Raw genomic sequence first — 19338 nt, 5'->3', positions numbered from 1 at the left:
GTCCGCGCCCCCTCGGGCCCCGCCCATCTGGCACCGTGGCTGGCCCCTCCGCCCCCTACGCAACGGCACCTGATCGACGGGACGGCCGCGAACCCGGCCGCTGCGCGTCCGGCCCCTCCCTAAGGGTCGGGGTTCGGGGTTGGGAATTCGGGTAGCGTTGGTGCATGGCCGAGGACCGACGTGGACGTGTCAAGGTTGAGACCGGACAGAAGCGAGTACGGGTCTACTTGCGCGGGAAGCTGGTGGCCGACACGCTCCGGCCGCTGCTGGTCTGGGAGATCCCCTATTACCCGACCTACTACGTGCCGCTCACCGACGTGCGCGCCGACCTCGATCCGAACGGGATCACCGAGCACTCCCCCAGCCGCGGCGACGCGACGGGTTACGACGTGGCGGTCGAGGGTCTGCGCGCCGACGGTGCGGCGCTGCGCTATCTCGACTCACCGCTACCGGAGCTGAATGACGCTGTGCGGCTCGACATCGCCGCGTTCGACTGGTTCGAGGAAGACGAGCAGGTCTTCGTCCATCCGCGCGACCCGTATTCGCGCGTGGACATTCTCGGCAGTTCCCGGCACGTGCGGGTGGAGATCGACGGGGTCACCGTCGCGGACTCGCATTCGCCCCGGATCCTGTTCGAAACCGGCTTGCCCGCACGGTATTACCTGCCGCTGACCGATGTCCGGATGGATCTGCTGACCGCGTCGGACACCCACACCAGCTGCCCGTACAAGGGCACCGCCGACTACTGGAATGTGCGCCTCGGCGACACCGAGCACGCCGACATCGTCTGGATCTATCGCACGCCGCTGCCCGAGAGCCAGAAGGTCGCCGGCCTGGCGTGCTTCTACAACGAGAAGGTCGACATCTACCTCGACGGTGTGCGCCAGGATCGCCCGCACACACCGTTCGGCTGACTACTCGGGGATTTCGAGCACGCCCTCGTCGACGGCCCATTTGATCGACTTCTCCAGTGACGGACAGGATTCCGGCCTGCCCGGCCGGGCACCGTGGGCGGCCAACTGCGCGAAAACCGGGCAGTGCGCGTCGGGACGTTCGGTCCACTGCACCGAAGTCTGGTGTGCGCTCGACTTGCGCACCATGACCTGCGCCGAGCAGGTCTGACACCGCAGTGGCGTCAGACCGGTATCGAGATAGTGCTGTTTGTCGACCACGGTTTGCGCCCGCACCGCCGCTTGCCGCACGGGCTGATCAGCGAAATCAGGTGCCTTGGCCCAAGTCGGGCGAGGCCCCGCACGCTGCGGGGAATCGCCCGACCCGGGCTCCGCCGAAGCGAGCTGCGACGGATCGCCGGACCTTTGCGGCTCGCTCGGACGGGTCGATGCGCGCTGCGACGGACCGTCAGACCTCCGTGGCTCGCTAGACATCGACCTCGGACTCACCTCAGACGCCTGCTTCCTCGGATTCGGCCTTGCGGCGCAGGTTCTCCGCCACCTCGGCCTCCCACGCCTGATTCGCCTTGGTCGTATCGACCTCGAACTCGAAGCGCTGGGTCATCTTCTCGGTCACCTCGGCGACGTCGACGTAGAACTGCTCGTACCAGCGACGCAGCTGGTAGACCGGCCCGTCTTCCTCGCAGAGCAGCGGGTTCTCGACCTTGGACTTGTGCTTCCAGATCTCCACGTCCTGCAGGAAGCCGTCGCCGAAGAACTTGGCCATGGTGTCGGCCAGTTTCTTCGCGGCCTCGTCGGGGATGCCCTTGGGCTTCTCGACGCTCAGGCCCCACTGCAGCACGAACGAATCCTGGCTCACCGGGTAGTGGCAGTTGATCAGCTGAACCTTGATCTCGTACCCGCTGTAGATGTTCACCAGCGGATTGATCATGTAGGACGGCCCGAAGTAGGACGCCTCCGACTTCAGCAGCGTGTCACCGCCGTGCTTGGCGGCCATGCCGACGTCGGGGCGGCCCTTGGTCTCCAGGAACTGCGTCGCCACATGCCCTTCGAAGACGTTCTTGAAGAACGTCGGGAAGGCGTAGTGGATGTAGAAGAAGTGCGCCATGTCCACGACGTTGTCGATGATCTCGCGGCAGTTGGCGCCCTCGATCAGCAACGAGTCCCAGGTCCAGTCGGTCCAGCCGCTGTTGTGGGTCTCGGTCGGATTGCCCTGTTCGTCGGTGTACGGGCCCTCGATATGTGGGATCGTGACCTCCGGGGGCGGTTCGTTGCCCTCGTGGTCGTGCCAGACGAACAGCTGACCGTTGCGCTCGAGCGTGGTCCACCTGCGGGTACGGGCCAGCGGCGGAACACGGCGCGCGTACGGAATCGCGGTGCACTTTCCGCTGGCGCCCCAGCGCCAGTCGTGGAACGGGCAGGCGATGTCGTCGCCCTTCACCGTTCCCATGCTCAGGTCGCCGCCCATATGCCTGCAATAGGCGTCGAGCACGCGGATCTGGTCGTCGGTATCGGTCCACACGACGAGCTTGGTACCGAAGATCTCGACCGCGTGCGGTTTACCGTCGCGGAACGTCGACGCCAGGCCGACACAGTGCCAGCCGCGCGCGAACCTCGTCGGCGGTGCACCGACATCGAGTTCCCTCACCTTGGGGTTGATCGCCATCCCGAACCCTCCTCGTTCACTAGAACACGTTACAAAACTGAGCCACTTCACGCCAGTTGTCCAGCGAACTTCCTTGTTGACTCCTGTTATATCCGAGGTAGGGCGATCTTCTCGACAGAAACGAGAACCTGTTCTAATCTCAGAGTCGAACCAAGCAGACGAAAAGAACCGGTTGTCGATCCGACAAGGGCAGGAGCGGGCTCCGAAATGACGCAAGAAGTGACCGAACGGGTCGAGGCACTGCTGCCGACGCTGCGTGAGCGTGCGCAGGAGGCCGAGGACCTGCGCCGCATCCCCGAAGAATCCATGAAGGCGCTGCAGGAGACCGGTTTCTTCCGGCTGCTCCAGCCCAAGCAGTGGGGCGGCCACGCGGCCGACCCGGTGGTCTTCTACGACACCGTGCGCAAGATCGCCAGCGCGTGTGGTTCCACCGGCTGGGTGTCGGGCATCATCGGGGTGCACAACTGGCACCTCGCGCTGTTCGATCAGCAGGCCCAGCAGGACGTGTGGGGCGAGGACACCGATGTGCGCATCTCGTCCTCGTACGCGCCGATGGGAGCGGGACAGGCCGTCGACGGTGGTTACATCGTGCGCGGCTCGTGGGCTTGGTCCTCGGGTTCCGATCACGCCACCTGGGCGGTGCTGGGCGGTCCGGTGATCAAGAACGGCAAGCCGGTCGACTTCGGCAGCTTCCTGATCCCGCGCTCGGACTACCGCATCGATGACGTCTGGAACGTGGTCGGCCTGCGCGGCACCGGCTCCAACACCGTCGTCGTCGAGGACGTCTTCGTCCCGTCGCACCGGTTCCTGAGCTTCCGCGCGATGAGCGAGGGCCGCGCGCCGGGCCTCGAGCAGAACACCGACGCGGTCTTCAAGATGCCGTGGGGCACCATCCACCCCACCACCATCTCCACGCCGATCGTCGGCATGGGCTACGGCGCCTACGAGGCGCACGTCGAGCACCAGGGCAAGCGCGTGCGCGCGGCCTTCGCCGGCGAGAACGCCAAGGACGATCCGTTCGCCAAGGTGCGCGTCGCCGAGGCGGCCAGCGACATCGACGCCGCGTGGCGTCAGCTCTCGGGCAATGTCGCCGAGGAGTACGCGCTGCTGCAGGCGGGCCAGGAAGTGCCGTTCGATCTGCGCGTACGCGCCCGCCGCGACCAGGTCCGCGCGACCGGCCGGGTGATCGCCTCGATCGACAAGCTCTTCGAGTCCTCCGGCGCCACCGCGCTGGCCAACGGCACACCGCTGCAACGCTTCTGGCGTGACGCGCATGCCGGGCGAGTGCACGCGGCCAACGATCCCGAGCGCGCCTACGTCATGTACGGCACGCACGAGTTCGGGCTGCCCGTCACCGACGCCATGGTGTAGCCGATGACCCGGACCGCTGAACTGACCTACGAATCGACCTCACGCTTCGCGCAGGTCACCCCCGATCTGAAGCTGCACTACCACGAAGCCGGAGTGGGCAACGGGCCGACGATCGTGCTGCTGCACGGTGGTGGACCCGGCGCCTCGGCATGGTCGAACTTCGCCCGCAACATCCCGGTACTGGCCGAGCACTATCACGTGATCGCGCCCGATCAGCCGGGCTACGGCAAGTCGGACAAGCCGATCGACCACCCCCAGTACTTCGTGCACAGCTCGAACGCACTGCTCGCACTGCTCGATCACCTGGAGATCACCGACCGGGTGCACCTACTCGGCAACTCCCTCGGCGGCGGCGCCTCGGTGCGGTTCGCGCTCGACCACCCCACGCGCGCGGGCAAACTCGTGCTGATGGGTCCGGGCGGGCTGAGCACCAACCTGTTCGCGCCCGACCCCACCGAGGGCGTGAAGCTGCTCTCGCGGTTCACCTACGAGCCGACCAGGGACAACCTGGAGAAGTTCCTGCGGATCATGGTCTTCGACCAGTCCCTGGTGACCGACGAGCTCATCGACGAGCGGTTCGCCCTCGCCAACACCCCCGAATCGCTGGCCGCGATGAAGGCGATGGGCAAGTCCTTCGCCGGCGCCGACTTCGAGAAGGGCATGCTGTGGCGTGACGCGTACAAGCTGCGTCAGCCGGTGCTGTTGATCTGGGGTCGCGAAGATCGGGTGAACCCCCTCGACGGCGCGCTCGTGGCCACCAAGGTGATCCCGCGCGTCCAGCTGCACGTGTTCGGTGGCTGCGGGCACTGGGCACAGCTGGAGAAGTTCGACGAGTTCAACCGGCTCACCGTCGATTTCCTCGGGGAGAAGTAATGAGCATCCGCGCCCTGGGCTACATGCGCATCGAGGCCACCGACATGGCGGCCTGGCGCGAGTACGGCCTCAAGGTTCTCGGCATGATGGAGGGCACCGGGCTCGACCCCGACGCGCTCTACCTGCGCATGGACGATTTCGCCGCGCGACTGGTGATCGTTCCCGGCGAGCAGGACCGGCTGCTGGTCTCGGGCTGGGAGGTCACCGACGGCCCCGGCCTGCAACAGCTGCGGGAGACCCTGAGCAAGGCCGGAGTCGCCTTCACCGAGGGCACCAAGGAAGAGCTCGGTGAGCGTCGCGTCGAGGGCATGATCCGGTTCCAGGATCCGTCCGGAAACACCCTCGAGGCGTTCTACGGCGCGCAGTACCTGGGCCGCCGCTTCGTGAGCCCCTACGGCCACAAGTTCGTCACCGCCGAGCAGGGGCTGGGCCACGTGGTTCTCACCTGCACCGACGATGCCGCGGCACAGGCGTTCTACCAGGACATCCTGGGCTTCCGGCTGCGGGACTCCATGCGGCTGCCGCCGCAGATGGTCGGCCGTCCCGCCGACGGCGACCCGGCCTGGCTGCGTTTCTACGGCTGCAACCCGCGCCACCACGCGCTGGCGTTCCTGCCGCTGCCGAACCCCACCGGCATCGTGCACCTGATGGTCGAGGTGGAGAACTCCGACGACGTCGGCCTCTGCCTGGACCGCGCCTATCGCAAGAAGGTGAAGATGTCGGCCACCCTCGGCAGGCACATCAACGACAAGATGCTGTCCTTCTACATGAAGACTCCCGGCGGATTCGACATCGAATTCGGCTGTGAAGGACTGGAAGTCGACGACCACGACTGGATCGCCCGCGAATCGACCGCGGTGAGCCTGTGGGGTCACGACTTCACTGTCGGATTCAAGCAGCAATAGGAACGGGCGGCGAAGGACATGACTGAACAGATACCGGCGATCGACGGCCGGCAGTTCCGCACCGTGCTGGGACAGTTCTGCACCGGCATCACCGTGATCACCGCGCTCGATCCGGACGGTGAGCCCATCGGGTTCGCCTGCCAGTCCTTCGCCGCGCTCTCCCTCGACCCGCCCCTTGTGCTGTTCTGCCCCACCAAGGGGTCGCGGTCGTGGGCGGCGATCGAGGCGGCGGGCAAGTTCTGCGTGAACGTGCTCTCCGAGGAACAGCAGCCCACGTGCGCGCGCTTCGGCTCACGCGAGACCGACAAGTTCGCCGGCGTCGGCTGGCACACCTCCGAACTCGGCGTTCCGGTGATCGATGATTCGCTGGCCACCATCGAATGCACGGTCGACTCCGTCGTCGACGGCGGCGACCACTACATCGTGATCGGCCGGGTCCACGCGCTCTCGGAATCGGCCACCACCGGCGGCCGTCCACTGCTGTTCTACCGCGGCCAGTACACCGGCATCGAGCCGGACAAGACCACTCCCGCCCCCTGGCGCGCCGACCTGGACCACTTCCTCACCACTACCAGCCTCGACACCTGGCTGTGAATCGACCGGCCTGAGCAGGCGGTCGGCGCCGTGCCGTGAACTGTGGTCAGCTCATCTCGCGGTGATCAGTGCGGTCAGCAGCGCGGACGACAGTGCCGCGGCGTTGTCCTCCTCGGTGTCCCAGCTGCGGGTGGTGACGGTCATCGCGGCCGAACGCGGTGCACCGAGACAGTGCGGGGCGAACGCGGTGAAGAATTCGTGCGGATCGAGCAGGGTCTCCGGCGTGTGGACGCCGGGGCTCTTCGCTCGCAGCAGTGCCGCGACCGCCAACGGCACGCCGGTGTTGTCGGCCATCGTCAGACCGGGGACCTGACACAGCGCCGTGGCGGCGGTCGCGGCGACTCCAGCCCGCAGGCCGGTCGCGAGGGCGAACAGGGGTGGCAGGCCACCGGCCGTGATCAGTTTCGCCGGGTTGGCGGGCAGCAACCGTTCCATCCGGGCTGCCACCGCCGCCGCCTGATCGAGCGTCAGCAGGCGAGTGCCCATCGCCCAGCGCAGCGCCAGCAGCACGGCCGAGGTCGGGCGGTCGCCGACCACCACGGTTGTCGCGTCGCGGAGTTCGGGGAACGCTCGCGAGACGGTGACCGCTTCCGGATGACCGAAGCTGCGCCCCTCGCCGGTGCCGAGTCCCGGATAGTCGATGCGCATCCGTTCCAGCGCCGGGCGCTGGGTGCGCACGCCATCACGGACGACCGGGATGTCGCCGGCGATCTGGAGCATGCCGTGCACCACGGCGGCGGTCGCGCCGGGACCTGCCGGTTCGGTGTGTGCGGAGTGAATGTTCCAGCCGGTGACCACGGAGTCGACCCGGTCGAGTTCCCGGCCCGCCAGCACGGCGAGCAGATTGGCGATACCAGGGCTGGCGCCCATGCCGACCAGCGCTGTCACCCCCGCCCCGCGCGCCGCCACGTCCAGTTCCAGCATGTCCATCGTCGGCTGGGGATCGTCGCAGATGTCGATGTAGTCGCAGCGCGCGGCGATCGCCGCCGCCAGGATCGGTGGGCCGAAGCGGAAATATGGGCCGACGGTATTCACCACCAGGTCGAAATCCCGCATCGCCGCGGTCAGCCCCGGGCCGTCGGTGGCGTCCAGGCGACACGCGGTGACGCCCAGTTCGGCGGCGAGCGCGCGCGCCGCGGCCTCGTCCCGGTCGGCGATCGTCAGTGCCGTCACGCTGTCGTCGCCGTGCATGATGCGGGCGGCGACCCTGCCCATCTCCCCTGCCCCACCCAGTGCCAGAACTCGCATGACTGCCTCCCCGTCGAATATATTGACTAACATGACAGTAAATAAAGTCGGGCGGCCGAGCAAGGCCAAGGAGCGAATCGGTCAGATCCTGCGCGCCGCTCATTCCGTCGTGGCGACCGACGGTTTCGCCGACACGACGCTGTCGCGAGTGGCCGCGGCGGCCGGGGTCCAGCGCACGCTGGTGCTGCACTATTTCGGCAGCAGAGACGGGCTGATGCGGGCCTTCGTCACCGAAGCCGTCGCCGCGTACGGTGACGCGCAACTGCGGCTGGGCGCCGAGGGGCCGATCGAGGATCGCGTGGCACGGATGTTCGCACCGGGCGCTTACGGAACCCGCGACGACCTGGTGGTGTGGAGCGAATTGGTGAATCTCGCGGCACGCGATGAGGTGGTCCGCCACAGCCTCCGGGAGCTGTGGACCGAGCGGTGGCTACCCGAACTGGAGCGACAGCTCGCCGCCGCGTACCCGGCCGCCCCGGCGGATCGCGTCGCGACCAGCGCCTACGGGCTCGCGTGCCTGTTCGAGGCGCACTGGGCATTTCATCTGCAAGGAGTCGTCGATTCCCTACGGACCGAGCAGGCCACCCGCGCCGCCGACGCCCTTCTGGCGACACTCGAACCGGAGTGATTTCAAAGTGCTCATTCGGTGAGCGCTTTGAATCGGAGAATGGATGGCATGGACATCGAATTCATCACCTGCCCCGACGCCGAAGCCTGGGACACGTGGCTGGCGGCGAACCACGCCGACGCCCGCGACGTGTGGGTGCTGATCTCGAAGAAGAACGCCCCCGAGAAATCGGTGACGATCAGCGAAACCCTGGACGGCGCGCTCTGCTACGGCTGGATCGACAGCCATCGCCGCAGCCACGACGCCCACCACTACCTGCAGAGATACTCGCCGCGTCGAGCACGGAGCCCCTGGTCGCAGGTCAACGTCGCCAAGGCCGAAGCTCTCATCGCCGCGGGGCGGATGCGCCCGGCCGGGTTCGCGGCCATCGAAGCGGCGTGCGCCGACGGCCGCTGGGCGGGCGCGTACGAACCTCAGCGCACCGCCGAGCCGCCCACCGACTTCCTCGCCGCGCTCACCCCTGAGGCGGACGCCGCCTACCGGGCCCTCACCCGCACCGAGCGCTACCTGCTGTTTCTCCCCGTCCTCAAAGCGAGCACCCCCGCCGATCGCGCCGGCCGCATCGTCCAAGCGATCGCCGCGCTCGAAAAATGATCACCAGGCCACCGGAGTTCTCACGCTCCGGCGACCTGGTGATCAGTGGTCCAGATCAGGCGATGCGCAGGGCGACGTCGCTGAGGACGGGGGCATCGTCTCGTTCGACCACGGTGACGACCGCGATCAACTGGTCGCCCTCGTGCCACACCTTGGTGCGCAGGGTCTCGCCCGGGTAGAGCACGCCGGCGAACTTGGCCCGGAAACCGCCGACCCGGCCCGCGTCGCTGTCGAGCAGAGCGTCGGTGATGGCCTTGCATACCGTGCCGTAGGTGCACAGCCCGTGCAGGATCGGGGCGGGAAAGCCTGCGCCACGGGCGAATTCGGGGTCCGAATGCAGCGGGTTGCGATCGCCGGAGAGGCGGTACAGCAGTGCCTGCTGCGGCAACGTGGGGGTGAGCAACTCCGCGTCGGGGGCCCGATCCGGCAGTTCGGTGCGGGCGCTCGGGCCGCGCTCGCCGCCGAAGCCGCCCTCGCCCTTGGCGAAGATGGAGGACCGCACAGTCCACAGCGGTTCACCGTCGGACCCGGTGACGGTGTGCTCCTGCACGATCACCGCGTTGGCGCCCTTGTCCCAGATCTCGGCGATCCGGCCGACCGAGACCGCCTTGCCGGTGGCGGGAATCGGCTTGTGCACCTCCACTTCCTGGTGACCGTGCACGACCTTGGCCAGGTCGATCTCGATACCGGGGAAGCTCACTCGCGGCGGCTCGGTTTCGCCGAGGGTCGGCGCCACCGTCGCGAACGTCGGCAGCACCTGGGGTGCGCGATCGTCGAGGTAGGCCAGCTCGGCCGGGTCGGTCGGGCGGGCGCCCGCGCCGAGGCCCAGGTGGTAGAGCTGCACGTCGGTGGGTGTCCAACTGAACTCGCGCGCGGGCAGAGTCGCGCCGAGCGCGGTCGCTAGATCAATGGGCACAGTCTTCTCCTGTGGGTGTTGGCTCGTCCGCCGAGCCCGTCGTGGCAACGTCGAGCACGGCGAGATAGCCGATCGTGATCGTCGGGCTGACGCTCATGCGCTCGCCTTCGCCGAGTCGGCCGTCTTCCTGGCGACGATGTCGAGCACAGCCAGGTAGGCGAAGGTGATCGCGGGGCCGATGGTGGCGCCGGGGCCCGCGTAGGTGTGGCCCATCACCGGCGAGCTGGTGTTGCCCGCGGCGTAGAGGCCGTCGATGACGGAATCGTCCTCGCGCAGCACACGTGCGGCGGTATCGGTGACGAGGCCGCCCTTGGTGCCGAGGTCGCCGGGCACCATCTTCGCCGCGTAGAACGGGCCCTGCGACAGCTCGGCCAGGCACGGATTCGGCTTCACGGTCGGGTCGCCGTAGTAGCGGTCGTAGTGGCTGTTGCCGCGGCCGAAGTCCTCGTCCTTGCCCGCGGCGGCGAAGCCGTTGAAACGCTCGATCGTCGAGGTCAGGTTGTCCACGGGCACGCCGATGCGCTCGGCCAGCTCCTGGATCGTGTCGGCCTTGACGATGTAGTCGTTCTCCATCCAGCGCGACGGAAAGCGCTGTCCCGGTTGCAGGCCCGCGAAGATGTAGCGGTTGCGGTAGCGCTGGTCGAACACCAGCCAGGACGGCACGTTCTCGCCGGGGCCCGCGCCCTGGCCGTACTCACCGCCGTACATGGTGTGCACCGCCTCGACGTAGGGCGCCGACTCGTTGCCGAACCGCTCGCCGCGGTCGTTGACCATGATGGTGCCGGGCAGATTGCGTTCGGCCAGGGCGAACCAGGGCTTGCCGCCCTTGAAGATCGTCGGACCCCACCAGGCGTCCTCCATGAATCCGACCGTCGCACCCGCTGCCATACCCGCGACGATGCCATCGCCGGTGTTGGCCGCGGCACCGGTTGTCCACTCAGTGGTTATCGGCTGACGCTGGTACTTGGCCCGCATGTCGGCATTGTGCTCGAACCCGCCCGCGCCGAGGATCACGCCGTAGCGCGCGGTGAAGGTGACCGGTTCGCCGTCGACGGTGGCCTTCACCCCGGTGACCTTGCCGTCGGTGACCACCAGGTCGGTGAGTGGGGTGTTGAGCAGCACCGGCACGCCCGCGTCGAGCAGGCCCTTGCGCATGGCGGCGATGATGGCCTGCCCCATGCCGAGCAGATGCTTGCCGGTCCACTTGGCCAGGTAGGTGCGCGCGCCGACGCGCAGCGCCCGCATCGCGCCCTTGGGGTGACGGCGGATCAGGTTGAGCCGCACGAAGTCGGCCTGCATGACGACCACGTTCAGCGGCGCCTTGGCGTAGGGCGGTTCCAGATTGGCCAGTTCCGCGCCGAGCACCTTGCCGTTGAACGGCGTCGGCTCGCACGAGCGTCCCTGGCCGAGCCCGCCCGGGGCCTCGGGGTAGTAGTCGGAGTAGCCGGGAACCCACTTCATCTTCAGCGGGGTGTGGTCGAGGACGAAGTCGAACGCCTCGGCGCCACGATCGAGGTAGGTGTCGATCTTCTCGGCGGGCACCACGTCGCCGATGATGCTGTGCAGGTAGGTGCGCGCGTCCTCGCGGTCGTCGGGGCGGCCCGCGGCGAGCAACGCCTTGTTGCCCGGAATCCAGACGCCACCGCCGGATCGGGCCGTCGACCCGCCGTAGTGCGCGGCCTTCTCCAGCAACACAACGCTCAGTCCCTTGTGCGCCGCCGCGAGGGCGGCGGTCATCCCGGCGGCGCCGCTACCGACGACCACGACATCGTATTCCCGATCACTCATGTAGAACACGTTATAGAAGGGTCCGGGCGTTTGGACAGATAAAAATAGAACTCAGTAGAACATGTTGCAGAAATCACCAGATGTAGCGTTGTATTGTCAGGTGAACGGCTGATGCTGGACTGGAAAACCGGTTACAGTTTTGACGTCTAGATCCTTCCGACCGTGCTGCCAAGGAGGTCCGCGTGCTGCCTGACGCGGTACGAACCCATCTCGCCGACGAACTGGCCCGCGCCGAAGACGAGCGCGTCGCCGTGCCGCCGCTCGTCGACCGGTTCCCCGATATCGATGTGGTCGACGCCTACGAGATCCAGCTGCTCAACATCCAGCGCAGGCTCCGGTCCGGCGCGAAGGTCGTCGGGCACAAGGTGGGGCTGTCGTCGAAGGCGATGCAGGAGATGATGGGCGTCGACGAGCCCGACTACGGTCACCTGCTCGCCGATATGGAGGTCTACGAGGACGTCCCCGTCGACACCTCGAAGTTCCTGCTGCCACGCGTGGAGGTCGAGGTCGGATTCGTGCTCGGCGCCGACCTGCCCGGCGAAAACTGCACCGAGGCCGACGTGCTGGCCGCGACCGTCGCCTACGCGCCCTCGATCGAACTCATCGACTCGCGCATCAACGACTGGAAGATCGGCCTGACCGACACCATCGCCGACAACGCCTCCTCGGCCGGGTGGGTGCTCGGCAAAGAACGCGTCGCACCCGGCGACATCGACATCAAGGCCATCGACGCCGTACTCACCCGCAACGGCGAGGTCATCGCCGAGGGTCGCAGCGACGCGGTGCTGGGCGATCCGGTGATCGCCGTCGCGTGGCTGGCGCGCAAGGTCGCGACCTTCGGGGTGCGGTTGAAGAAGGGCGACATCGTGCTGCCCGGTTCCTGCACCCGCGCCATCGACGCCCGCCCCGGTGACGACTTCCTCGCCGAGTTCACCGGACTCGGTTCCGTCCGTTTGCGTTTCAGCTGAACCAGACTTCCCAAGGAGTACACCGTGACCAGCAAAGTCACCGCCGCGATCGTGGGGTCCGGCAACATCAGCACCGATCTGCTCTACAAGCTGCTGCGCTCGGACAAGATCGAGCCGCGCTGGATGATCGGCATCGACCCGGATTCGGAGGGGCTGAAGCGGGCACGCGGGCTTGGTCTGGAAACCTCCGCGGAGGGCGCGGACTGGCTGCTCGCCCTCGACGAGAAGCCGGATCTGCTGTTCGAGGCCACCTCCGCCTACGTGCACCGCGCGTACGCGCCGAAATACGAGGCCGCGGGTATCCGCGCCGTCGACCTCACCCCGGCCGCCGTCGGCCCGGCCGTGATCCCCCCGGTGAACCTGGATTCGCTGCGGGACGCGGCGAACGTCAACATGATCACCTGCGGTGGCCAGGCCACGATTCCGATGGTCAACGCGGTCTCGCGGGTTGTCCCGGTGTCCTACGCCGAGATCGTGGCCTCGGTGTCCTCGGTGTCGGCCGGTCCGGGTACCCGCGCGAACATCGACGAGTTCACCAAGACCACCTCCCGGGGTGTGGAGACCATCGGTGGCGCCGAACGCGGTAAGGCCATCATCATCCTGAACCCGGCCGAGCCGCCGATGATCATGCGCGACACCATCTTCTGCGCCATCCCCGAGGACGCCGATCGCGACGCGATCTCCGAGTCGATCTTCCGGATGGAGAAGTCCATTCAGGAGTACGTGCCCGGCTACCGGCTGCTCAACGACCCGCAGTTCGACGACCCGTCGCTGGTATCCGGCGGCTTGGCGAAGGTGTCGATCTTCGTCGAGGTCGAGGGCGCAGGCGACTTCCTGCCGCCGTACGCGGGCAACCTCGACATCATGACGGCCGCGGCCACCAAGGTCGGCGATGTGCTGGCCGATCAAATCCTCTCGGCTCGGGTGTAAGGAGATTCGACCATGAACAACATCCTGCAGCCCTTCTCGGGCGAACTCGATGTGCGCGTCACCGATACTTCACTGCGTGACGGCTCGCACCACAAGCGCCACCAGTTCACCGTGACCGAGGTTCGCGACATCGTCGGCGCGCTCGACGCGTCCGGTGTCCCGGTCATCGAGGTCACCCACGGTGACGGCCTGGCCGGGTCCTCGTTCAACTACGGGTTCTCCAAGACCCCGGAGCAGGAACTGATCAAGGCCGCCGCGGAGACCGCCAAGCAGGCCAAGATCGCCTTCCTCATGCTGCCCGGCGTCGGCGTCAAGGAAGACATCAAGATCTCCCAGGACAACGGCGCGTCGATCTGCCGGATCGCCACCCACTGCACCGAAGCAGACGTCTCCATCCAGCACTTCGGCTACGCCCGTGATCTCGGCCTCGAAACCGTCGGCTTCCTCATGATGGCCCACTCCACCACGCCGGAGAAGCTGGCCGAGCAGGCCCGCATCATGGCCGACGCGGGCTGTCAGTGCGTCTACGTCGTCGATTCCGCGGGCGCGCTCGTCCTCGAGCAGGTCTCCGACCGCGTCTCGGCCCTGGTCGCCGAACTCGGCGACGACGCCCAGGTCGGCTTCCACGGCCACGAGAACCTCGGCCTGGCCGTGGCGAACTCGGTCTACGCCGTGCGCGCGGGCGCCACCCAGATCGACGGCTCGGCTCGCCGCTTCGGCGCGGGCGCGGGCAATCTGCCGGTCGAAGCCTTCATCGGCGTCTGCGACAAGCTCGGTATCAAGACCGGCGTCGACTTCTTCGCCGTCACCGACGCCGCCGAAGACGTGGTCCGCCCGGCCATGCCGTCGGAATGCCTGCTCGACCGTCAGGCCCTGATGATGGGCTACGCGGGTGTCTACTCCAGCTTCCTGCGCCACGCCGAACGCCAAGCCGAACGCTACGGCGTCTCCGCCGCCGAAATGCTCGTCCGCGCGGGCAAGCGCAAGCTCGTCGGCGGCCAGGAAGACCAGCTCATCGATATCGCCCTGGAACTCCAGCGCGAAGCTTCGGTCACCGCCTGATAGTTCCCCACCCAGCACCGGGCCGGCAGACATCCTGCCGGCCCGGTGCTGTTTCTTTGTGCACAGCCTCTGGGTTCGACTCGATCCAATTGGATCGAGTCCGTCACCGCCGCGATGCAGCCTGGTAGTCGTGACCGCCGACGTAGAACGTGTGGCCGTCCACGACCGCGTCGGTGCCGGCCTGAACGATCACGCGCGCGAAGTCCTCGACCGTGGGCAACGGGCCTGCCGCGCGGCGGGACTCGACACTGCCCGGGTCGCGCCGTTCCAGCAGCCGGACGATGATCGTCCCGTCGATCATGTCGCCGGACACCACCGTGAAACCGACTCCCCGCTCCCGGAATTCGGGGATCAACGCTCGCAGCGCATCCTCGCCGGCCCGCTTGCTCCGTGCGATCGGCGTGTAACCCTGTGGCACGTTGTCGTTTTCGTGAATGAAGTGCGCCTGATGGCTGGTGACGAACACGATCCGGCCGCCCTCGGACATCAGCGGCAGCATCGCCGTGGCCAGGTTCACCTGGGCGTCCCGGTTGAGCCGCAGCGCGTACCCCGGATCAGCATCTCGCTCGAGCCCGCCGGATGCGTTGAGCACCAGGGTATCCAGCCGCCCGAACGTCCGGCCGATCTCCTCGACCATCGTCTCGACAGCCGCGGGATCGGAGACATCGGCGCCGAGCACCGAGGCGCTCCCACCCGCTGTCACGATCCCGTCCACGACATCCTGGGCCCGCTTGCGCTTCTCCCGGAAATTCACGACGACATGTGCCCCGGCCGCGCCGAACTGCGCCGCCGCCTCCGCTCCGATCCCCCGCGAGGCCCCGGTGACCAGCACGATCCGCTGATCTTGCCGCACTGTCGAATCCATCGTCGATCTCCTCGTCCATCCCCGACCGGCCGTCGTGCTTCTGATTCAGAAGCAACTATCGTGCTTCTGAATGAGAAGCGCAACCGGCGACGAGCCCTCGCCAGCGATCCTGGCCGCGATCGACCTACTCGGCCAGCGCTGGATGCTGCGCGTGATCTGGGAACTGGAGCCCGGCCCCCTCGGCTTCCTCGACCTCCGCCGGCGCATGGGCAACTGCTCGTCGAGCATGCTCTCGGACCGGCTCCAGCAACTCCAGTCCGCGGCGCTGATCCGCAAGAACGGCCAGCGCGGCGCCTACGAGCTCACCACCGAGGGCGCCCTCCTCGCCGAATCCCTCCAGCCCCTGTGGGACTGGTCCGAGAACCGGACCCCCACCGGCGACGGCAACGGGCGAATCCCCTGGCGGCCCGACCGCTAGTCCGCCGACCCTCGAAAACTCGCTGGACAGGGGCGATATAACTGGCTGATGAGCGAGGATGCGGCGGCGTTGTTCTGCGATACCGGTATGGCCGGTCGGATCGAACGGATGGAGACCGAGGCCATTGCCGGTGGAGTGCGCGCCGGACTACACCGGGCCACCCCGGCCGCGGGCGGGTTCACACAGGAGATCGCCGGTGGCGCAGCGTGTTTCGCCGGGCCGAACTCGCCGTTGAACAAGGTGGTCGGTGTCGGCTTCGCCGGGGTGCCCTCGACGGCGCAGTGGGAGGCGGTCGAACAGGCTTATGCCGAGGTCGGGGCGCCGGTCCAGGTCGAGCTGGCTCATCTCGCCGACCCCCGGATCGGCGCCGAACTGACCGCGCGCGGGTATCGGCTGACATCCTTCGAAAACGTGCTCGGCCTGCGTCTGCGCGGCCGTGCGTGGCCGGTTCCGCAGTCGGTCGAGGTACGCCGTGACGACAACGACTTGGATACCTGGCTCGATATCGTCGTCGACGGCTTCGCCCACCCCGACGACGACGGCCTACCCGCCACCGAGGACTTCCCTCGCGACATCCTCGCCACCGCCGTCCGAGATCTGGCTGCCACCAACAACACCCACCGCTATCTGGCCTACCGCGCGGGCGAACCCGCGGGCGGCGCCAGCCTTCGCACGAACGGCGGCATCGCCGCTCTCGCCGGGGCGGCGACGCTCCCCGAGCACCGTCGACAAGGCGTCCAGACAGCGCTGCTCTCCACCCGGCTCAACGCGGCGGCCGCGGCCGACTGCGACCTCGCGGTCGTCACCACCCAGCCCGGATCGAAATCCCAGCAGAACTCCCAGTCCCAAGGCTTCGCTCTGCTCTACACCCGAGCGGTGCTGGTCAAAGATCCCGCCTGATCCGTCCTACTCGATGCGGATCTCTTCGACGGTGGGGCCCTTGGCCGAGAGGCCGCTCACCAGCAGGGCATAGATCGCGACGATGAGGACGGGCGCGGCCAGGGGCGCCCAGATCAGCTGGACGGGTACCCAGGCCGCGGTGGCGGCGGCGATGGTGAACAGAACCGCGCCGCCCACCGAGGGGATGGTGGTGGGGACCACGCCCTCGGGGGCGTGCAGCACGGCAGCGTTCAGCAGGTAGGTGGTTGCGACAAGTCCTGTTGCGGCTGCGGCTATGACGCCGACGTCGGCGAAGGCGAGAGCGGCGATGGTGATCAGCACCGCGCCGACCGAGGCCGGACGCCACCACCAGCTCGCGATCACCAGCGCCAGCGCGGGCACCCCGGCGAGGGGATTGATCAGCGCGACCGCGGCGACCAGGAGCAGACCGGCCAGCAGGGCAAGAAATCTCGTCATCGGCGTACCCGTACTGCTCGGCGGTGTTCGGGGAGCAGGCGCATGGCCTGGTCCAGGCGGGTGCCTTCGGGCCAGGCGATGATGTCGACGCCGACGGTGCCCATGTCCCGATACATCGAGGCGCGCTCGAGCTGCCACATCTTGGCCATGGTCGGGTCGAGGCCGTCCTCGAAGGGTGTACCGCGCAGGACGTCGACCGCGACCACCACGTGGCCGCGTTTGCGCAGGTCGATCAGGGCCAGCGCGAACTGGGTGTCGAGCAGGGTGGAGAAGGCCACCACGATCGCGCCGATCGGCACGGCGGCGTGCGGTGCGAGAGTGCCGGTGGTCTCGACGTGTTCGTCGCCGACGCCCAGGACCGTGTCGACGATGCGATAGAACTGTCTGCGGCCGATGTCGGGGCGCAGCCAGCGCGGCGATTCACCGAGGCAGACCACGGCGGTGCGGTCGCCGGATTGCAGGGTCGACTGCACCACCTGGGCCGCGCCGCGCACCGACAGTTCCAGCGAAGCGCTGGCGGGGCCGGGCGCCTGCAAGGACGTATCGACCATGACCACCACATCGGCGGAGCGGTTGGTGAACCGCTGGGTGACGTAGAGCCTGCCGCGCCGCGCGCTCACCGGCCAGTTGACGGCGCGCAATTGATCGCCCGGCGTGTAGGCGCGGATGTCGGCGTATTCGACACCGGGGCCGTGCCGACGGGTCAGGTGGGTGCCGATGCGGTCGGGAAGTTCGGTGCGCGGCATGCGCATTCGCTGCGGATCGGCGATGGGGTACACGTAGAGCTTGGCCGCGGGCAGCTCGGTGGTCGCGACCGCGAGACCGGCCGGGCTCAGCGCGGACACCTTCACCTGCACCGGATACCGGCCCCAGCGGGTGGCCGAGAGCCCGAGCCGCATGCCCGCGGGCGCACCGCCGGAATCGTGGGCTTCCTCGACCTCGAGTTCCAGGCCGGGCATCGGCAGGGCGGTCATCCGCAGCAGCGCGTGCCCGCTCTCGACGAAAGCGACCGCGCTGCAACCGATCACCTCGTTCTCGAAACAGCGCACGGTGCCGCTGCCGTCGACCTGGACCCTGGTCGGCGCCTGCTGCCACGGCGCGGTGGCGAGCACGCCGAGCATCGGCGCCGCGAAGACGACCAGCTGCCACTGCCCCAGCAGCACCGCGACGACCAGTGCCGCTGCCGCGCAACCGGCCAGGATGAACACCAGCGGGGCGGGCCGCCACCGGAGGTCGACCTCGACCGTTCTGGATTCGTCGCGGTGCTTCATGTGCTCGTGGCGCGGGGCACCGGTAGCCGGCGGAGTAGCTCGGTGATGACGTCCTCGCCGCGGATACGACGCACCCACATTTCGGGGCGCAACGTGATGCGATGCGACATCGCCGCCACCGCGAGGGCTTTCACGTCTTCGGGAATCACGTAGTCGCGCCCGAGGAGCAACGCCCTCGCCCGCGACATCTGCACCAGGTCGAGTTCGGCGCGCGGGCTGGCGCCGACTTCCACCTGTGGGTGGCTGCGGGTGGCCGAGGCCAGCGCGACGACGTAGCTCACCACGTCGGGGTGCACGGTGACGAACTCGACCGACTGACGCATCTCCATCAACCCCTGCGCGTCGACCACCTGGCCCACTTGCGGTGCGGTGGAACCGCGTTCGAGCCTGCGCCGGATCATCTGCGTCTCGTCGGCCTCGGAGAGGTAGCCGAGACGCAGCTGGATGGCGAAGCGGTCGAGCTGGGCCTCGGGCAGCGGGTAGGTGCCCTCGTACTCGATCGGGTTGTCGGTGGCCAGCACCACGAACGGCTGTGGGAGCAGGAAGGTTTCGCCGTCGATGCTCACCTGACCCTCGGCCATCGCCTCCAGCAGCGCAGCCTGGGTCTTGGGCGGAGTGCGGTTGATCTCGTCGGCGAGCAGCACATTGGTGAACACCGGACCGCGACGGAAGTTGAACCGGCCCGACGCCATGTCATAGATCGTCGAACCGAGCAGGTCGGCGGGCAGTAGATCGGGCGTGAACTGCACGCGGGTGAAGTCCAGGCCGAGCGCGGCCGCGAAAGAGCGCGCGATCAGGGTCTTTCCGAGGCCCGGCAGGTCCTCGATGAGTACGTGGCCTCCGGCCAGCACGGCAATCATGATGAGCTGCATCTCATCTCGCTTGCCGACCACGACACGGCCCAGCTCACGCAGTACGGCATCGGAGCGCTGGACGGTCACGTTCAACGGCATTGTCATCGGTGGCCTCTAACC

21 protein-coding genes are annotated in these 19338 nt (G+C 67.7%); 12 read left to right on the top strand and 9 right to left on the bottom strand.

Annotated elements, in window-relative coordinates; all coding sequences use genetic code 11:
* The first annotated feature begins 164 nt into the window (after nt 1-164).
* Nucleotides 165-914, top strand: a complete 750-nt coding sequence (locus ACFTS5_RS16625; protein ID WP_378631630.1) for a DUF427 domain-containing protein — start codon at nt 165-167, stop codon at nt 912-914.
* Here the strand turns inward: ACFTS5_RS16625 and ACFTS5_RS16620 are convergent, their stop codons facing one another.
* On the bottom strand, nt 915-1202 hold the full coding sequence (locus ACFTS5_RS16620) for a hypothetical protein (protein WP_378631628.1): 288 nt from the start codon (nt 1200-1202) through the stop codon (nt 915-917).
* Between the two features lie 199 nt (nt 1203-1401).
* Nucleotides 1402-2577, bottom strand: coding sequence for a Rieske 2Fe-2S domain-containing protein (locus ACFTS5_RS16615; RefSeq protein WP_378631627.1), 1176 nt, complete (start codon nt 2575-2577; stop codon nt 1402-1404).
* 207 nt (nt 2578-2784) lie between these two features.
* Between ACFTS5_RS16615 and hsaA the strand changes: the two genes are divergently transcribed.
* The 4 genes from hsaA to hsaB are packed head-to-tail and all read left to right on the top strand — an operon-like array spanning nt 2785 to nt 6320.
* Entirely contained in the window at nt 2785-3948 is a 1164-nt protein-coding gene (hsaA, locus tag ACFTS5_RS16610; RefSeq protein ID WP_378631625.1) for a 3-hydroxy-9,10-secoandrosta-1,3,5(10)-triene-9,17-dione monooxygenase oxygenase subunit, read from the top strand.
* Nucleotides 3949-3951: 3 nt separating this feature from the next.
* Nucleotides 3952-4821, top strand: coding sequence for a 4,5:9,10-diseco-3-hydroxy-5,9,17-trioxoandrosta-1(10),2-diene-4-oate hydrolase (hsaD, locus tag ACFTS5_RS16605; RefSeq protein WP_378631623.1), 870 nt, complete (start codon nt 3952-3954; stop codon nt 4819-4821).
* Complete coding sequence (hsaC, locus tag ACFTS5_RS16600; RefSeq protein ID WP_378631622.1) at nt 4821-5726, top strand: iron-dependent extradiol dioxygenase HsaC; 906 nt, start codon at nt 4821-4823, stop codon at nt 5724-5726. The genes hsaD and hsaC overlap by 1 nt, the downstream gene beginning before the upstream one ends.
* An 18-nt stretch (nt 5727-5744) precedes the next feature.
* Complete coding sequence (gene hsaB, locus ACFTS5_RS16595; RefSeq protein WP_378631620.1) at nt 5745-6320, top strand: 3-hydroxy-9,10-secoandrosta-1,3,5(10)-triene-9,17-dione monooxygenase reductase subunit; 576 nt, start codon at nt 5745-5747, stop codon at nt 6318-6320.
* Nucleotides 6321-6371: 51 nt separating this feature from the next.
* Here hsaB and ACFTS5_RS16590 read toward each other — a convergent pair whose 3' ends face one another.
* Entirely contained in the window at nt 6372-7568 is a 1197-nt protein-coding gene (locus tag ACFTS5_RS16590; protein ID WP_378631618.1) for a saccharopine dehydrogenase family protein, read from the bottom strand.
* Nucleotides 7569-7599: 31 nt separating this feature from the next.
* On the opposite strand from ACFTS5_RS16590, the gene ACFTS5_RS16585 reads away from it, so the two are divergent.
* Nucleotides 7600-8196, top strand: a complete 597-nt coding sequence (locus tag ACFTS5_RS16585) for a TetR/AcrR family transcriptional regulator (RefSeq protein WP_378631617.1) — start codon at nt 7600-7602, stop codon at nt 8194-8196.
* A gap of 48 nt (nt 8197-8244) precedes the next feature.
* Nucleotides 8245-8790 carry a YdeI family protein gene (locus ACFTS5_RS16580; protein WP_378631615.1) on the top strand — a complete coding sequence of 182 codons (546 nt, stop codon included), beginning with the start codon at nt 8245-8247 and terminating at the stop codon, nt 8788-8790.
* A 55-nt stretch (nt 8791-8845) separates the two neighbouring features.
* Here the strand turns inward: ACFTS5_RS16580 and ACFTS5_RS16575 are convergent, their stop codons facing one another.
* Both ACFTS5_RS16575 and kstD read right to left on the bottom strand, forming a co-directional pair.
* Nucleotides 8846-9706 carry a MaoC/PaaZ C-terminal domain-containing protein gene (locus ACFTS5_RS16575; protein WP_378631614.1) on the bottom strand — a complete coding sequence of 287 codons (861 nt, stop codon included), beginning with the start codon at nt 9704-9706 and terminating at the stop codon, nt 8846-8848.
* A 93-nt stretch (nt 9707-9799) separates the two neighbouring features.
* Nucleotides 9800-11503, bottom strand: a complete 1704-nt coding sequence (gene kstD, locus ACFTS5_RS16570) for a 3-oxosteroid 1-dehydrogenase (RefSeq protein WP_378631612.1) — start codon at nt 11501-11503, stop codon at nt 9800-9802.
* A 173-nt stretch (nt 11504-11676) separates the two neighbouring features.
* Between kstD and ACFTS5_RS16565 the strand changes: the two genes are divergently transcribed.
* Genes ACFTS5_RS16565 through dmpG form a run of 3 tightly spaced genes read left to right on the top strand, consistent with a single transcriptional unit; the run spans nt 11677 to nt 14454 of the window.
* Nucleotides 11677-12462 carry a 2-keto-4-pentenoate hydratase gene (locus ACFTS5_RS16565; protein WP_378631610.1) on the top strand — a complete coding sequence of 262 codons (786 nt, stop codon included), beginning with the start codon at nt 11677-11679 and terminating at the stop codon, nt 12460-12462.
* 24 nt (nt 12463-12486) lie between these two features.
* Nucleotides 12487-13392 carry an acetaldehyde dehydrogenase (acetylating) gene (locus ACFTS5_RS16560; protein ID WP_378631609.1) on the top strand — a complete coding sequence of 302 codons (906 nt, stop codon included), beginning with the start codon at nt 12487-12489 and terminating at the stop codon, nt 13390-13392.
* A 12-nt stretch (nt 13393-13404) separates the two neighbouring features.
* A complete protein-coding gene (dmpG, locus tag ACFTS5_RS16555; RefSeq protein WP_378631607.1) occupies nt 13405-14454 on the top strand; it encodes a 4-hydroxy-2-oxovalerate aldolase in 1050 nt (349 codons plus the stop codon).
* A gap of 103 nt (nt 14455-14557) precedes the next feature.
* Here dmpG and ACFTS5_RS16550 read toward each other — a convergent pair whose 3' ends face one another.
* Complete coding sequence (locus ACFTS5_RS16550; protein ID WP_378631606.1) at nt 14558-15319, bottom strand: SDR family oxidoreductase; 762 nt, start codon at nt 15317-15319, stop codon at nt 14558-14560.
* Between the two features lie 70 nt (nt 15320-15389).
* Here ACFTS5_RS16550 and ACFTS5_RS16545 point away from each other — a divergent pair, with 70 nt between their 5' ends.
* Entirely contained in the window at nt 15390-15737 is a 348-nt protein-coding gene (locus ACFTS5_RS16545; protein ID WP_378631604.1) for a winged helix-turn-helix transcriptional regulator, read from the top strand.
* 69 nt (nt 15738-15806) lie between these two features.
* Nucleotides 15807-16637: a GNAT family N-acetyltransferase gene (locus ACFTS5_RS16540; RefSeq protein ID WP_378632441.1), complete on the top strand. Its 831-nt coding sequence runs from the start codon at nt 15807-15809 to the stop codon at nt 16635-16637.
* Nucleotides 16638-16643: 6 nt separating this feature from the next.
* Here ACFTS5_RS16540 and ACFTS5_RS16535 read toward each other — a convergent pair whose 3' ends face one another.
* From ACFTS5_RS16535 to ACFTS5_RS16525, 3 genes are read right to left on the bottom strand one after another with little or no spacing between them, the layout of a single operon-like run.
* Entirely contained in the window at nt 16644-17093 is a 450-nt protein-coding gene (locus tag ACFTS5_RS16535) for a hypothetical protein (protein ID WP_378631603.1), read from the bottom strand.
* Nucleotides 17090-18364 carry a DUF58 domain-containing protein gene (locus tag ACFTS5_RS16530; RefSeq protein WP_358069548.1) on the bottom strand — a complete coding sequence of 425 codons (1275 nt, stop codon included), beginning with the start codon at nt 18362-18364 and terminating at the stop codon, nt 17090-17092. Before ACFTS5_RS16530 ends, ACFTS5_RS16535 begins: the two co-directional genes overlap by 4 nt.
* Nucleotides 18361-19323: a MoxR family ATPase gene (locus tag ACFTS5_RS16525; RefSeq protein WP_056818940.1), complete on the bottom strand. Its 963-nt coding sequence runs from the start codon at nt 19321-19323 to the stop codon at nt 18361-18363. The genes ACFTS5_RS16530 and ACFTS5_RS16525 overlap by 4 nt, the downstream gene beginning before the upstream one ends.
* Between the last annotated feature and the right edge of the window lie 15 nt (nt 19324-19338).

Source organism: Nocardia sp. NPDC056952 (genome assembly GCF_042674185.1).
In the GTDB taxonomy this organism is placed as follows: domain Bacteria; phylum Actinomycetota; class Actinomycetes; order Mycobacteriales; family Mycobacteriaceae; genus Nocardia.
This window is presented reverse-complemented; position numbering and strand designations above follow the sequence as displayed.

Bases quoted from the DNA above. Each gene is read 5' to 3' on its own strand.
- dmpG (WP_378631607.1), top strand. From the start codon at position 13,405: ATGAACAACATCCTGCAGCCCTTCTCGGGCGAACTCGATGTGCGCGTC.
- ACFTS5_RS16535 (WP_378631603.1), bottom strand. From the start codon at position 17,093: ATGACGAGATTTCTTGCCCTGCTGGCCGGTCTGCTCCTGGTCGCCGCG.
- hsaB (WP_378631620.1), top strand. From the start codon at position 5,745: ATGACTGAACAGATACCGGCGATCGACGGCCGGCAGTTCCGCACCGTG.
- ACFTS5_RS16550 (WP_378631606.1), bottom strand. From the start codon at position 15,319: ATGGATTCGACAGTGCGGCAAGATCAGCGGATCGTGCTGGTCACCGGG.
- ACFTS5_RS16580 (WP_378631615.1), top strand. From the start codon at position 8,245: ATGGACATCGAATTCATCACCTGCCCCGACGCCGAAGCCTGGGACACG.
- ACFTS5_RS16525 (WP_056818940.1), bottom strand. From the start codon at position 19,323: ATGACAATGCCGTTGAACGTGACCGTCCAGCGCTCCGATGCCGTACTG.
- hsaC (WP_378631622.1), top strand. From the start codon at position 4,821: ATGAGCATCCGCGCCCTGGGCTACATGCGCATCGAGGCCACCGACATG.
- ACFTS5_RS16545 (WP_378631604.1), top strand. From the start codon at position 15,390: ATGAGAAGCGCAACCGGCGACGAGCCCTCGCCAGCGATCCTGGCCGCG.
- ACFTS5_RS16625 (WP_378631630.1), top strand. From the start codon at position 165: ATGGCCGAGGACCGACGTGGACGTGTCAAGGTTGAGACCGGACAGAAG.
- ACFTS5_RS16615 (WP_378631627.1), bottom strand. From the start codon at position 2,577: ATGGCGATCAACCCCAAGGTGAGGGAACTCGATGTCGGTGCACCGCCG.
- ACFTS5_RS16590 (WP_378631618.1), bottom strand. From the start codon at position 7,568: ATGCGAGTTCTGGCACTGGGTGGGGCAGGGGAGATGGGCAGGGTCGCC.
- ACFTS5_RS16585 (WP_378631617.1), top strand. From the start codon at position 7,600: ATGACAGTAAATAAAGTCGGGCGGCCGAGCAAGGCCAAGGAGCGAATC.
- hsaD (WP_378631623.1), top strand. From the start codon at position 3,952: ATGACCCGGACCGCTGAACTGACCTACGAATCGACCTCACGCTTCGCG.
- hsaA (WP_378631625.1), top strand. From the start codon at position 2,785: ATGACGCAAGAAGTGACCGAACGGGTCGAGGCACTGCTGCCGACGCTG.
- ACFTS5_RS16530 (WP_358069548.1), bottom strand. From the start codon at position 18,364: ATGAAGCACCGCGACGAATCCAGAACGGTCGAGGTCGACCTCCGGTGG.